This is a genomic window from Dehalobacter sp. MCB1, from assembly GCF_003590275.1.
Taxonomy (GTDB): domain Bacteria; phylum Bacillota; class Desulfitobacteriia; order Desulfitobacteriales; family Syntrophobotulaceae; genus Dehalobacter.
The window spans coordinates 77,518-91,729 of the sequence record NZ_LXPC01000004.1; the positions used below are offsets into that span (position 1 = coordinate 77,518).

Annotated in this window: 15 protein-coding genes; 3 read left to right on the top strand and 12 right to left on the bottom strand. The window is 44.6% G+C overall.

The annotated features are described in order from the left end of the window. The first annotated feature begins 80 nt into the window (after positions 1–80). Positions 81–1,355: an ArsB/NhaD family transporter gene (locus A7K50_RS02575; protein ID WP_020491839.1), complete on the top strand. Its 1,275-nt coding sequence runs from the start codon at positions 81–83 to the stop codon at positions 1,353–1,355. Here A7K50_RS02575 and A7K50_RS02580 read toward each other — a convergent pair. The 12 genes from A7K50_RS02580 to A7K50_RS02640 all read right to left on the bottom strand — a co-directional run bounded on the left by A7K50_RS02580 (position 1,352) and on the right by A7K50_RS02640 (position 12,011). Then, complete coding sequence (locus A7K50_RS02580) at positions 1,352–3,136, bottom strand: NADH-dependent [FeFe] hydrogenase, group A6 (protein ID WP_119774518.1); 1,785 nt, start codon at positions 3,134–3,136, stop codon at positions 1,352–1,354. The two genes, A7K50_RS02575 and A7K50_RS02580, sit on opposite strands and share 4 nt — an antisense overlap. Before the next feature lie 10 nt (positions 3,137–3,146). Beyond that, positions 3,147–4,481: an NADH-quinone oxidoreductase subunit F gene (locus A7K50_RS02585; protein WP_282433200.1), complete on the bottom strand. Its 1,335-nt coding sequence runs from the start codon at positions 4,479–4,481 to the stop codon at positions 3,147–3,149. Between the two features lie 43 nt (positions 4,482–4,524). Continuing rightward, positions 4,525–4,917 carry a (2Fe-2S) ferredoxin domain-containing protein gene (locus A7K50_RS02590; protein ID WP_020491836.1) on the bottom strand — a complete coding sequence of 131 codons (393 nt, stop codon included), beginning with the start codon at positions 4,915–4,917 and terminating at the stop codon, positions 4,525–4,527. Further along, positions 4,914–5,441 carry an NAD(P)H-dependent oxidoreductase subunit E gene (locus tag A7K50_RS02595; RefSeq protein WP_119774519.1) on the bottom strand — a complete coding sequence of 176 codons (528 nt, stop codon included), beginning with the start codon at positions 5,439–5,441 and terminating at the stop codon, positions 4,914–4,916. Before A7K50_RS02595 ends, A7K50_RS02590 begins: the two co-directional genes overlap by 4 nt. Positions 5,442–5,699: 258 nt before the next feature. Next, a complete protein-coding gene (locus tag A7K50_RS02600; RefSeq protein WP_020491834.1) occupies positions 5,700–6,461 on the bottom strand; it encodes an A24 family peptidase in 762 nt (253 codons plus the stop codon). Between the two features lie 35 nt (positions 6,462–6,496). After that, complete coding sequence (locus A7K50_RS02605; RefSeq protein ID WP_020491833.1) at positions 6,497–6,763, bottom strand: hypothetical protein; 267 nt, start codon at positions 6,761–6,763, stop codon at positions 6,497–6,499. Positions 6,764–6,829: 66 nt separating this feature from the next. Continuing rightward, positions 6,830–7,132: a hypothetical protein gene (locus A7K50_RS02610; RefSeq protein WP_020491832.1), complete on the bottom strand. Its 303-nt coding sequence runs from the start codon at positions 7,130–7,132 to the stop codon at positions 6,830–6,832. A 77-nt stretch (positions 7,133–7,209) separates the two neighbouring features. Further along, positions 7,210–7,530: a hypothetical protein gene (locus tag A7K50_RS02615; protein WP_119774520.1), complete on the bottom strand. Its 321-nt coding sequence runs from the start codon at positions 7,528–7,530 to the stop codon at positions 7,210–7,212. Positions 7,531–8,715: 1,185 nt separating this feature from the next. Further along, entirely contained in the window at positions 8,716–9,105 is a 390-nt protein-coding gene (locus A7K50_RS02625) for a hypothetical protein (protein ID WP_020491830.1), read from the bottom strand. Between the two features lie 103 nt (positions 9,106–9,208). Further along, a complete protein-coding gene (locus A7K50_RS02630) occupies positions 9,209–10,399 on the bottom strand; it encodes an MFS transporter (RefSeq protein WP_020491829.1) in 1,191 nt (396 codons plus the stop codon). Positions 10,400–10,463: 64 nt separating this feature from the next. After that, positions 10,464–11,441, bottom strand: coding sequence for a uroporphyrinogen decarboxylase family protein (locus A7K50_RS02635; protein WP_020491828.1), 978 nt, complete (start codon positions 11,439–11,441; stop codon positions 10,464–10,466). A gap of 243 nt (positions 11,442–11,684) precedes the next feature. After that, positions 11,685–12,011 carry a GTP-binding protein gene (locus tag A7K50_RS02640; RefSeq protein ID WP_083916768.1) on the bottom strand — a complete coding sequence of 109 codons (327 nt, stop codon included), beginning with the start codon at positions 12,009–12,011 and terminating at the stop codon, positions 11,685–11,687. 281 nt (positions 12,012–12,292) lie between these two features. Between A7K50_RS02640 and A7K50_RS02645 the strand changes: the two genes are divergently transcribed. Then, positions 12,293–13,726, top strand: a complete 1,434-nt coding sequence (locus A7K50_RS02645) for a PucR family transcriptional regulator (RefSeq protein WP_243103610.1) — start codon at positions 12,293–12,295, stop codon at positions 13,724–13,726. Positions 13,727–13,943: 217 nt separating this feature from the next. Further along, positions 13,944–14,078: a hypothetical protein gene (locus tag A7K50_RS14435; RefSeq protein ID WP_282432386.1), complete on the top strand. Its 135-nt coding sequence runs from the start codon at positions 13,944–13,946 to the stop codon at positions 14,076–14,078. Positions 14,079–14,212 lie beyond the last annotated feature (134 nt).

Below are 14,212 nucleotides of genomic sequence, written 5' to 3' on the forward strand. Positions count from 1 at the left end.
TTTTATTTCAACTATTTTGTGTACTATAACCGGTTAGGCCAATAAAAATTGACCACACTAATGATGGAGGTGTACGATTCATGACCTTGATTCTGACCCTTGTTATTTTTGTAGCTACTTATGCACTGATCGTAACGGAGAAAATCCCGCGGGCTGTCACCGCGGCCCTCGGTGCCTGTCTCCTGATTCTTTTAGGTGTATTCCCGCAGAAAACTGCTGTCGAACACATTGACTGGAATACGCTGGGTTTACTTATCGGCATGATGATCATTGTCGATCTGACCAGACGTTCCGGTGTCTTCGGTTTTCTGGCTATTTGGGTCGCCAAGAAAGTCAAAGGCAATCCAATCAGACTGTTGATCTCTTTGGCTATACTGACTGCCATTTTATCGGCTTTTCTGGATAACGTGACGACTGTTTTGCTGATTGTTCCGGTCTCCATTGTGATTGCTGAAACCTTGAAATTAAACCCGATGCCTTTTCTGATTACCCAGATTCTGGCCAGTAACATCGGGGGAACCGCGACCCTGATCGGTGATCCGCCGAATATTATGATTGCCGGACCGGCAGAGCTTACTTTTATGGATTTCATGGTGAACCTGACACCTGTGACAATTGTAATCTTGGCTGTTACCCTGTTGGGCTTTTATTTTCTTTATCGCAAAAAGCTAAAGACCGATCAGGAATCCATCGCCCTGCTGCTGTCGCAAAATGAATACGACTATATTAAAGACTGGGCCCAGCTCAAAAGAAGCCTGGCCGTGCTTGCTCTGACCATTGTCGGTTTTATGCTGCACGCCGTCATCCATGTTGAGACCGCTACGATTGCGCTGGCCGGAGGCATGCTGCTCATGGTACTGAGCCGCGAGGAACCGGAAGAGGTATTTCTAGCGATTGAATGGCCAACGATCTTCTTCTTTACTGGATTATTCGTTTTAGTCGGAGGATTGGTCGAAGTCGGCGTCCTGGACAAGATTGCTGAATGGAGCCTGGGGCTTACCGGCGGTGTGCCGGTCGTCATGGCGATGCTGATCGTCTGGCTTTCCGCTATTTTTTCGGCTTTCGTCGATAATATTCCGTTCGTGGCCACCATGATTCCGTTGATTCAAAAAATCGGGGTCCTCGGTGGGCTGACCCCGGAACAGCTCCAGCCGCTCTGGTGGTCTTTGGCTCTGGGCGCCTGCCTGGGCGGAAACGGTACAATTGTCGGCGCCTCGGCCAACGTCATTGTTTCGGGGATTGCCGAAAAAAACGGCTATCCAATCAGTTACAAAAAGTATTTCCTGATCGGGTTTCCATTCATGCTTCTATCCATTGTGATCGCCTCGGCGTATATTTTGCTGCGATACTATTAAATTCTTTCCCGTTCTTCAAAGTGAGTATGAAGCAGTCTATGGGCCATGTCGTTGAAAGGCTGGCCCAGATATTCCTGATATAGTTTCTGGATTTCTGAATTCTCATGAGATTTTCTGATCTTTTTATTTTTGTCTTCTTGATAGATGGCTTCCTGACGCTTTCGAACAATTTCAAAATTGCCGTGATGGTAAGGCTGCCCGCCTCCAGCAACACAACCTCCGGGACAAGCCATAATTTCAATGGCTTCATATTGATCCTTGCCGTCCCTGATTTCTTCGAGTAGGGTCCGGGCGTTTCCGAGCCCGCTGGCGATGCCTATCCGTAGCGTCTTATCGCCAATTTGCACTGTGGCCTTTCGCAATCCTGTGTCTCCTCGGAGCTGCTCCAACTCAACTTTCTGTAATTCTTCACCGGTCAGCCACGCATAAGCTGTCCTGAGTGCAGCTTCGATAACCCCGCCGCTGGTTCCGAAGATCACTGAGGCGCCTGTGGTCTCACCCAATGGTTTGTCGTATTCACTCGAAGGCAGATTGATAAAATCGAGACCGGCTTCTTTGATCATCAGGCCAAGTTCCCGAGTCGTAACGACAATATCGACGTTATTATGCTCATCCTTGGTCAGTTCCGGACGCTTGGCCTCAGCTTTCTTGGCAATACAGGGCATGACGGAGACCATTACGATATTGTCCGGGTCAATGCCATTCTTCTCGGCATAGTAAGTTTTTACGATTGTACCGAACATAATATGCGGCGACTTGCAGGTGGAAGGCACTTCCAACAATTCAGGAAACTGATGCTCAATAAATTTGACCCAAGCTGGACAGCAGCTCGTAAGCATCGGGAGTGTTTTATTGTTCTGCAGACGGTAGATCAGTTCTGAGGCTTCTTCCATAATTGTCAGATCCGCTCCAAAATCCGTATCGAAAACTGCGTTAAATCCAATACGTTTTAACGCGGTTACAAGCTGCCCGGTTGCAATTGTTCCCGGTTCCATATCAAATATTTCTCCGATGGCTACGCGGATAGCAGGAGCAGTTTGGACAATCACATATTTATCCGGATCATTTAAAGCTTCCCATACTTTATCGGTATGATTAATTTCCGTAAGCGCCGCTGTAGGGCATACCTGGACACATTGCCCGCAGTAAGTACAAGAAGACTCTACCATCGGAATATTAAAGGCAGGGCCAACGAAGGCTTCAAATCCGCGGCCAATCCCTGAGAGGATACCGCAGGTTTGGACCTTATTGCACATCGTTTCACAGCGCCGGCAGTAAATGCACTTGTTAGCGTCTTTGACGATTGCCTCACTGGATACGTCCTTCGGATAATTCATCCGTTCACCTTCCCAGCGGATATGCCGGATCCCCAATTCTGCGGCTAAGGCCTGAAGTTCACATTCCCCGTTTTTAGGACAAGTGAAGCATTCATTGGGATGATTTGATAACAAAAGTTCAACCGCCATTCTTCTCGCCGTAATTGCTGTAAGCGTATGCGTAAGTACTTCCATTCCGTCCGTAATGGTGGTTACGCACGCCGGGACAAGTTTATTCCGGTTTGTTTTTGCATCGATTAGCTCAACCATGCAGACCCTGCAGGAAGCCGTCTGATTGACCATTTTAATATCATGCAAATCCAGATGACATAAGGTTGGGATCCGAACCCTTGCTTTATGGGCAGCTTCCAAAATGGTGATGCCTTCAGGGAGCCGCAGATATTGATGGTTAATTTTAAAATCAACCATTTTTTTGGCAGGATGCGTTTGTTGAGCGTGGGTCATGGTTAGCCTCCTATGATTTCAGACCAATTTTGTTCTTTGCCTGATATCGTCCTTCCCCCCGGGGATGGTCGATGTCTTTAATCAGGGCCAGGTATTCATCCCAAAAATATTTCATGGTACTAATGACCGGGTTGGGGGCAGTCTGACCAAGCCCGCAGAGCGAACTGCCTTTAACCATGTAAGCAAGCTGTTTGATGGCATCTATATCTGCCATTGTTCCTTTGCGACGGGTAATTAGATTCAGCTTTTCATATAACCGCTTCGTACCAATCCGACAGGGGGTACAGCGGCCGCAGGATTCATCCATCGTAAACTCCAGGTAAAACTTGGCGATATTGACCATATTATCGGTTTCATCCATGATGATCATGCCCCCTGATCCCATCATAGACCCGATACTGACCAGGTTATCATAGTCTAAAGGAATATCCAGGTGTTTCTCCGGAATCACACCTCCAGACGGTCCGCCTGTTTGGACGGCTTTGAATTTATGGCCATTGGGAATACCTCCACCAATTTGAAAGATAATTTCTCGTAAGGTTGTTCCCATTGGGACTTCGACCAGGCCAACATTTTTGACTTTACCGGCCAGCGCAAAAACCTTGGTTCCTTTACTTTTCTCAGTGCCAATGGAAGCGAACCAACTGCTCCCTTTAAGGATAATCGGCGCAATATTGGCAAACGTCTCCACATTGTTCACACAGGTCGGACAGCCCCAATATCCTTCTTCGGCAGGATAAGGCGGCTTATAATTTGGCTCACCGCGTTTTCCTTCACAGGAGTTAATGAGCGCTGTTTCTTCCCCGCATACAAAAGCCCCGGCCCCATATTTCAACTGGATATCAAAAGAAAAAGACGTGTTGAAAATATTTTCTCCCAGGAATCCCAATTCTCGAGCCTGCTGCAAAGCAGTTTGCAGTCTGAAAATTGCCAGCGGGTATTCGGCTCGGATGTATATGAATCCGTTGGCGGCGCCAATCGCATAGCCGCCGATCACCATGGCCTCTAAAACAGAATGAGGATCGCCCTCCAGGATGCTCCGGTCCATGAAAGCCCCCGGGTCACCTTCGTCTGCATTGCAGATGATATATTTGTCCTTGCTTTTTTGATTTTTTGTAATTTCCCATTTGAGACCTGTGGAAAATCCCCCCCCGCCACGGCCCCGTAGCCCGGATTTTTTTATTTCGTCTATGACCTGATCCTGGGACATTGTTGTCAGCACTCTTCCCAAGGCTTCATAGCCTCCGACCACAATATAATCCAAGATATTTTCCGGGTTAATCAAACCGCAATTGCGCAAGGCAATCCGGTATTGTTTCGGATTTTTTGCTGTTTCTGACATCATAGCCTCCAAACAAATTTACGTACTTTGTAATTTACGCCCGCTTCTACATCCGGTCAAAGTTTATTTCCAAAGAGAGACTTTCAACTGCTTTCCCATTTTTAATATGCTGCTCAATAATTTCGCGGACCTTGTCTTTGGTTACATTGCCATAGAGAACCGGTTGTTCACCTGGTTTATTTACCTGAACAGTTGGTTCCGAGTGACAGCAGCCAATGCAGCCGACAGGAACAACTTGGGCATTGGTTATGTTCTGGGCAGTGATTTCATCCGAAAAAGTATTGTAGGTCTCCCTTGAACCTGATGAGATGCCGCAGGTGCCCATCCCCACAAGAATTTTGATTTGTCCTTCCGGCGTTTGGCCGCCTTGTTCTATATTCATATTTTTTTGGTATTCTTCTTTGATTCTTTTTAAGTTCTCCAGCGAACCAATCTTCATACCAGCATCTCCTTCCGGCGGTATGATTCGAGGATGGTATCCAGATCCTCTTCTCTCACCCTGCCAAATACTTTGTCATCGATCATCATAACAGGAGCCATGCCGCAAGTACCGATGCAGCGGACATCTTTCAGTCCAAAAAGACCGTCAGGTGTGATTTCATTGGATTCAATGCCAAGCTTTTCTTTCAGTCTTTCCATAATTTTATCCGACCCTTTGACAAAGCAAGCAGTCCCCATACAGATACTGATCGTATGTTTTCCCCTTGGCTTGGTTGTGAAGTAGGAATAAAAGCTGACGACCCCGAATACTTCTGCTCCCGAAATTCCCAATTTTCGGGCAATAAAAAGTTGTACATCTCTCGGTAAATAACCAAAAATATTCTGGGCCTTATGTAAGATTTCAATCAGAGCGCTTTTCGTTGTTGGCAAATTGATAATAAAAGCTTCCAGTTCCTCAAATTTTTCTCTGGGCAAATTTCCCTTGGCGGGTTCCATAACATCGATTGCCTGTGGCTTAGTCATAGCAAGTACACGGTCCTTTCCGATAACAGCAATAATTTTTCATGGCAAAGAGCTATTCAGTAATAGTTTGGAAAAATAGCATAGATTTATTCAGACAAGAGCTTGGGCATAAAATAATGCAATGAACTTTTGCATGTTCATTGCATTTCTGGTTAGCCATTATCTTGTTACTTCATTATTCATATCGTCATTCTCAAATCATTTACATTATTATAGAACGTATTACTCATATACTATCCGTATTCCGTCTATTTCTTACTATACTGACACAGTGGATAGAAAGATCTGCTCTCCAAAGATCATTACGGTAAATATCCCAAGGGAGAGAAACGGTCCGAAAGAGATCTCTGATTTCAGGGACCTCTTTTTGACTGTGATCAGTAACACCGCAGTAATACTTGCATACAACGAACCAAGGAACAAAGCCAGCAACACCGGCGGGCCCATAAAAAACCCTGCAGCTGCCATCAATTTGATATCTCCTCCGCCTAAGCCATCGGGGAAAAATAAGCTTAAAAGAAAAAGCGGCAAGGAAGCCGCAAAAAAACCAATCACCCAGGTATACCACGCAGCTCCCAAACACACACTCTGATAGACGCCGTGCAAAACACTTAAGCCCAGCACAAAAATGACCAGCTTATCCGGAATCACCTTTTTCTGCCAGTCAATAAACGCCACCACAACCAGCACTGACAAAAGTATTGCTACAAAAACACTTTCCAGATTCAGTCCATAAGTAAACCAGACAATCAGATACAAGATCCCGTTCAGCAGCTCGACCGCGGGATAGACCGGGGAGATCGGCCCCTGGCAGTTTTTGCAGCGTCCCCGCAGAAAAAGATAGCTGAAAACAGGGATGTTCAAATACCAAGGAATCAGCGTATTACAGTGCGGGCAGTAGGACCTCCCGCCAATAACGCTTCTTCCAATCGGAATCCGGTAAATGCACACATTCAGAAAGCTGCCAATCACTAACCCATATAGCAAGACGATGACGGAGATCATAATATTTTCGATCAAGACGGTACCACCTTTTTGATGTTGGAATTAAAGGCCTAATACGGATAAATAATCTCAGCCACAGTCCAGAAGATAATCAGCAGTCCTACAAGTATTGGCAGAAATATCAGGATCGCCCTTTCCTTTTTGCCAATGATTGTCGCAATTCCGGCAATAAAGCCTGCTAATCCCAATGCAGCTACTGCAAACGTCGGAAAAGGCAGTGCGCCCATCATTTTCAGCACGATCAATACAATAAAAGCAACGCTCAGCCCAGCCGACCATCGTCCAGAACGAGATTGGGGCCATAACTTTGTCTTCATATGATCATCCCTTCCTGTCACTTAATACTTCAACCTTATTATTGTATATACCCGGAAAGCTCGTTTCTAATCATTGATAAATAAGCTATGCAGCAAAAGAAACAAAATCGTACAAAATCCCAAAATGATGGATATCCTGACGAGAATAGCGTTGTCTTTATGTTTACGTACCGCTCTTATTCCTGTAATAAAGGCTGCAATGCTTGCCAGGAAAACGAGTACGGTAACATCCCACCACCGGTCTTCATACCTCAGGATCTCAAAAACATTTACAAGCACGACTGATACCACTATAACAACAATGAATAAGGCCTGCAGTCCTACCGACCATTTTCCGAGTTTAGTTTGAGGCTTTAGACAGCATTTCATTTCCAGACCCCCAGATGCACCTTTTTTTCTTTCATCATTTCCCTGTTAACTATAGAACTTAACTTTTACTGAGATATTTAGCTAAAAAACACGTTCACAGCGACGCCGCAAAAACTCAGGATATAATACACGCCAATCAGAATCACCAGAAAAACCAGGATCGACCGTTCTTTGTTCCTGATAACAGCTTTCATTCCAATAATAGCTGCTGCTATGCCTGCAGCAAAGATCAGAACGGTAATGACAACCTGCAGGGGATTATTCAAGATCAGTTCTAAGCCGGAATATCCTTCCTTGTAAGGAAGTACAGAGCCCACGACAAACAAAATCCAGCTGACAATCACCAGAATGAAGGATTTTTTGCCGGATTTGCTTTTGGGTAAAATCGTAATTCTCATGACATTCACCCCTTTTTATAAAGAAAAATTGGCTGATACCAAGTCTTTGGCGGCTGCTTAGTTGCACTTAGATATATCAGAAAGTAATTATACTTTTTGAATATACCCATAAAACCGACCTTGTTAGCGGTTAGAGTTGGTAGCTCTAATATTAATATACCATGGCTTACTGATATCGCCTATAGGCTTTCCGTTTATTCCCACTCGACAAGTTTTTCTAATTACTAAACATATTTGTTTAACTTCTATCAAATTTAAGCTACTTTTTTCTTTGTTCTATCCGGATTATTTTTCGCTTTTGGAATTTTCAGTATCTAAATAGTATCATTAGTAGTAATATTTATACTATGCTCACATACTTTAGATTCAGCAATCGTTATGGCAACGCTATGTTCACAGTCGGTAAAAGTGTTGGTATACATACATCAAAATACTGAGACAACAGCTTATGTATACTATATAGCATTATAACGTCCCTTTCTCATGACGAGCCTAGCACATGCCGACGGAGATTTTCTGCAAGCCGGCGATGTGAATAATCTGGTGTTCTGAACGCTGACATAATAAGAGCTAGGCTTAGTAGAATGAGAGGTGTGCAGTGAAATTATCGGTTTGTCGTTAGTTGTCGAGGTTCCTAGAGATCATTGAATCCATCAGCTTCAGCATGCGGGTTCGATTCCCGTATCCTGCTGCACATCATCTGCACAAGATAATACAATGAATCCCGCCTCCATTAGATAGAGGCGGGATTTTTGTTTTCTTGTGTTTGCAAGGGGTTAGCTGGTTGTGTTCCTAACTCAAAAATACCTTTAAAAAACGCAAATCCACTTAAATAAAGCTTCTAACATTGGAAACATAATCTCCAATGCGAAAAAAATTATGTTAAAACAGCAGAGGAACTTTTTATCCACCGTAACTGTCTCTTATACAGAATTGTAAGAATCAGCGAGTTAACAGGGCTAGATTTGGATTCTCCCGATATCAGACTTCATATTCTAATGTCTTATTGGTCGAACGGTTGGGTAAAATGAGCTAAAGTGTATTAAACCGCAAAAATCCGTAGAAACAAAACTCTTGGTAATAACTGTATAACGCCCCGGAATTGATGATTCCGGGGCGTTATTCCCACGATAAGAACGATATCAGCTCCATAGAACCCTCATGCCGGTTCTATGATCACCATTATTACTGCTTTTTTAGCCAAGCAGCAGCTTCCTCAAAGCTTTCACAGTAATGAAAATCGATTAAAGACTTAGTATATGTTCCCAATTTGTTTAAAACTTGCTTCTGTATAATATTTTGAGGTAAAATTTGTGCTATCTTAGTAAACCCGGCTCTGGCTGCTTTGGGGATGTAAACTTCTTCCAGCCATTTTTGGTCGTCTGGTCTTATTGTTGTAAAATTTCTGTTATCTGTTAAACATTTTTTTGCTTGGTACTTTAAGCCACATTCTATGGTTTTTTCGAATGCTTCCCTGAGCTGCTCGCTGCTCATATAACCCTTAAATATTACTACAACAGCACGATTAACTTCATCCCAATATATTTCGACATACTTTTCTGAAAAATAAATCATAACAAAACCTTCTTTCTTACCAATTCTGTTGCTTCAGATTTGCCAGGGGCATGGCATACCTCTGGCAAATCTATGAAGGTTGTTTCCGCGTTTTAGTCAGTAACTATTCGTTTACTGTCGCATGCTTCGGTTTCGGCAAAGGATTGACAAAGATAAATACAATACTCGCTACTGCAAGTCCGATCATGCACCATACCATCGGCATCGCAAGCATATCTCCGGTAACAGCACCGACAAAAGAGATAAAGTAACCTGAAAAGAAAGCAAAGATATTGACGGCAGCCAACAAGACAGATGTGCTGAGCGCGACTTCCTGGGGACTGGCAATCATGCCGGCGATCATATAACAGGCCGGCAATACGATAGAGAATGAAGCGCCGGCTATAGCCATGCCTATCGCAACGAGAACGATATTTCCGGAATAGATGACCAGCGCATAACCAACCGCACCGAGCAGCAAGCCTAACGCCACGACATATTTCTTAATGGCTTTGAACAAAGGACCATAAACAAAGCCGCCACCCATACCGCCCAGGGTGAATACCGACAGCACCATACCGGCAACAGCAGGACCACCTAAATTATTCTTTTGCAGAAATCCGGACATGAGGATGGCGGACGGGAATATTAAAATGATATAGATGCCAAGTAATAATGCTGTCAGCAAAACGCCTCCGCGAATTCTGACCTTTGGTTTCTCTGCTCCCGCAGGCTGTCCAACCTTGGGCGGTTCTGTCAGGAAGATCAGAACAAGGATCAAAGAAACAATACCCAACGCGTGTGAATAGAAACTGTATTGCCAGCCGATTTCAGCCAGTGCGCCGCCCGCAAACTGCATGACGATTGCTCCCAAATTCATGACCATTGATCCGATTCCCAACATGGTTGCTCTTTTGTTACCCTCGTAGACACTGAGAACAAGCGCATTGCCCATAGGTGTAATGAAGCCGAAGCCTATACCGAATATAGCTCTTTCGATCAGAATGACGGTCATACTATTTGCAGATACAGGTGCAAGACCGCCTACAAGATAAAATAACATACCAATGATTATTATAGTTTTGTATTTAACTTTATTCCCTGCCAACGCACCAGCGATCAATGATGCCGGAATCATCAGCAAAGATGGCAACGTTGATATTAAGGCTATTGTCGACATGGGCACGTTGGGAAACGCCGCCGAGATACTGGCCAATGCTGCCGAAACGTTACCGGCCGACATGGTGATGACATATACCGACATAATTGCAAATGCGACGATAAACGGACTTTTCTTTTCTTTTTCTGATAGCATAATTTTCCCTCCATTTTATTGTTACATATATTTCAATATAATTCTTGCTAGCTGTCAGCAATCTTTAGAACATACGGTATTTAAGCCACTCATCCCTCAGTGCGCCCAATCGATCATCCCCAACGAAGACGCTGTTGCCGCGTTCGTTAATAATTGAAGGCCATAAGAAAAATCCTGGTTTTTTGTACTCAGTCAAGCAACGCCTAACCTCAGCGCGGATCATCTCTTCGTCCGCGCCAATATAGGACGGGGGTCCCGACGAATCCCAACCGCCTTCAACTGCGATCTGTCCCCGGTACTTATCAAGAATCCCGGCCAGATCATTCATTGGCTGCGCAGACTGCCAGACTCTCACACCTATTTCGACCATATCCGGAATAATCTCTTCGCATTTCCCGCAGTCATGAATATTGAAAAGCACGCCTCGCTTCGTCACAGCCTCCGCCATTCTTGCCCAATAAGGTTTTATAAGCTTTCTAAATGTCTCCGGGGACATGAACAATCCGCGCGCTGTAGCATTGTCATCTCCAAGACAATAAATATCCGGGTTATAAAAATCGATTAATTTGTTAATATAGGCGATCTTATATTCGGTAACGGCTTCAAAAAAGTCCATGCACGCCTGCGGTTCCATCACAAGAGCGCAAAGTGCTTCTTCAAAGGTCATAAAAGACACCAGCCGTTGAAATGGTCCTAAGCCATCCATAATTTCAACGAGTCTCTCTTCCCCGTCACTCGGCGGCCTCCTATTTTTTTCTGCCTCAGCCATAGCCTTAAAGTCCATAGAGGCGACATCGGGGATTTTTACGTGTTTTTCCCATTCTGTAACATCATCAAACAACATAAATCCTGGCTTTGGTATACTGCCTTCCTTTGTTGTTACCCAAGGAACGCCAAAAATATCAGTACCATTTCTCATTAACGGCGCTTCCTGATCAAGAGAGGCCATGCCGGCTAATTGAACATCTTCGTGAGAAAGCGGCACATATTCCGGCTTTCCGCCGTAGATAGATTCCAGCGCATTCTGTTTTGGGGTCATCATAATTTTTCCTCCGTCATATTAATTTCATTGTCGATCAGAGTTTCGAGTACCTTTTCGTCTAAATCACACGGATAATAGATGAAGCGTTAACGGAGACAGTGAGTGGGTTAACGGCGTCGACAATTCTCTGTTTCCCAAATTCGACGGCTAGAGCGATATCGCTGATTTCCGAAATATGTCATTCCTCCTTTGATTTTTCAGGCAATTCTTCACCTGCAAGTCTAATATGTTTGCTGCATGACGTTATGATTCGCCATCCAGCATTGCCTGTAAAATATTAGCACCAATTTCCTCTATACCGCTTACGTGATAATAAATCGCATTTCCGTTGATTTCACGCGCGTCTTTCTCCACCGCTTCCGCTTCTTCCGGACTCACAAGATCCGTTTTGTTTATAAGCACTGTATGTGCGCCGCTCAGCTGACCAATAATCAGATTCTCCAATGAAATGCGCAGCCGCTGCCAGCGGCCTGCATCAATGATTACAGTAATCTGAGCATTAGCTCTAAGATGTGTAGATAGGGCCTCCGAGACATTGCTCGGAAAAGCGACACCAGTTGTTTCAATGATGAGTCATTCTAGGATCAAGTTCATTTTGTATTTCCCGAATCCCCGAAATGATCATTTGCCAATGAACAACAGACACAGCCCGAAAAAATGTCCTTTACTTTATATCCGGTCAACCTCAGCCAACTTGTGAAAAATGCGGATATTTAATATAATTTAATAATAACCCGGTGTCAGCTTATATGCTATATATCGAAACGACAATTGTTGAGGGGTCTTTCATTTAAGAAACTGTATCGCGCGTACAGTGAATATCGGGAGGCTGTATGAAACTGAATATTTGGATGCTCGCACAATGGCTGAAGGAATATGACCCCATTCTGACCGTGACTAGCGGCGCTGATGAAATCGAGGGAATGCAGTTTTTGTCCAGTTTTGCCCCGAAGGGCCGTCGGCATATCTATATCGGCAGGGCAAAGGATTTTTTGAGCGGGAATACGTCCGAAGAAGTTCTGCTGACACATGGCAACGACGTCATCAGTTTACGGTCCTTGGATATGGACGAGATATCTAGCAGGATCATCGATTGCTTTGAGTTTTATAACAATTGGGAAAGTATGGTTTTTGAGAGCGCGCAGTTGGAGCATCCCGAGCAGCGCATAGTGGACGCCTGCAACAACCTGATTGGCCCTATCTTAATTGTAGACCTGAAGCTGAATCTCATTGCATATTCCAAAAACTATAAACCCGGTGAAATCAACCAGTTTTGGGACGAGTATATCCAATTGAACAAGTCCTCCCTAAAATCCATACACTTGATGAATTCCAGCAATTCTATAAAGTTGATTCCCGTTCGGCATAATCGACTCGTATATGAGGAACCCGTGGCTGCGCCTTACTCCTACGGAATCATGGTCAGCTACTGCGATAAAGACAACAACCTGATTGGGCAATGCGTGTTATGCATGAATCACCCGATCACGCCGCGTGAGCTATGCCTAGCCAAAACGATCGAAGCTGCGCTTGCCTCGATCGCCCAGAACACGACTGGCAACACTTTCATTAATTTCGCACAGTCGATCGTATTCGAAGCCTTGTCCTCAGGGAGCCTGGCGGAACACAACCAAAAAAAGCTCATTGCACTGATGGATTGGGATGAGGATGTCTCTTATCAGGTGACCGTTTGCAAAATAAATGGAGCACCAACGAACGGCAGCCTTATGACGTATCTCAGTGGCCTGAGCGAGTGCTTTAAAAAGGCGATCGGTCTTATTTTTCAGGAACAGCTCGTTTTCTGTCATCAGGCGGAAGCATTTGCAGAGCACCAGCTGTTATCGACAATTCCGGGTGAGATCCCGTTATTTGTAGGTGTGAGCGCCCAATTTGTCAACCTTGGAGAGGTGGCGATTTACCACAGGCAGGCGTCAATCGCGGTAAAACGAGGATTTGAACAAAACAAAAGCTTGACACACTTTCGCGACTGCGCGATCGATGTGCTCGTTTTCGAATCGGACAGGGATTTCTGCCGCCATTGCGTCCATCCTGGGGTCCGGTACCTAAAGGATTACGACGACCAATCTGGGACGTCGTATAGCCTGACGCTGCGCAACTACCTCCAGTCTGAGCGCAGTTATTTATTGACGGCTCAGCAGCTATTTATCCACCGCAACACTGCTGTATACCGCCTTGAAAAAATCAATGAATTGTACCGTTTTAATTTGGATGACCCAGAGGAACGGGAGTATATTCTGTTCTCCTTTCGCTTGCTTGGATGCTAACGGATGATTTTGCTACGGTCGGAGACTGCGCACAGGCCCGCAATCTCGTGTTCGCAACTGGGAAGGTTTCTTCGTTGCGTTGCATCTGTAATCTTCTGACTTTTGCAAAGCGAGGACAGTCAGAGTGACCGTCCTCGCTTATTTGCCTATTAAACACAATTGTGATGGAATCTCCGAAAACAGGAATTGTCAGACGGCAAAATCACCGAAGAAGAATATGCCGAGTAGAAACTCAACTGGCCTGACACCGCTGATGATTGCTGCAAATTCCAGCCCAAGAAAAATTGGAGAAAAACATAAAAACGTCCTCTGGAAACTTGTCGTTTCCAGAGGACGTTTTATCCTTCTGTAATTTGTAGGTGGTTATGAAGTTAATATCAAATCAGCATCAACAACACTGATTCCGCCCTTTAAAATAATCAGTATTCTCAAGGCTTCCTAGAATTCGTGCCATTATTCCCACTCAGCAAACCTAAACTTTTACTA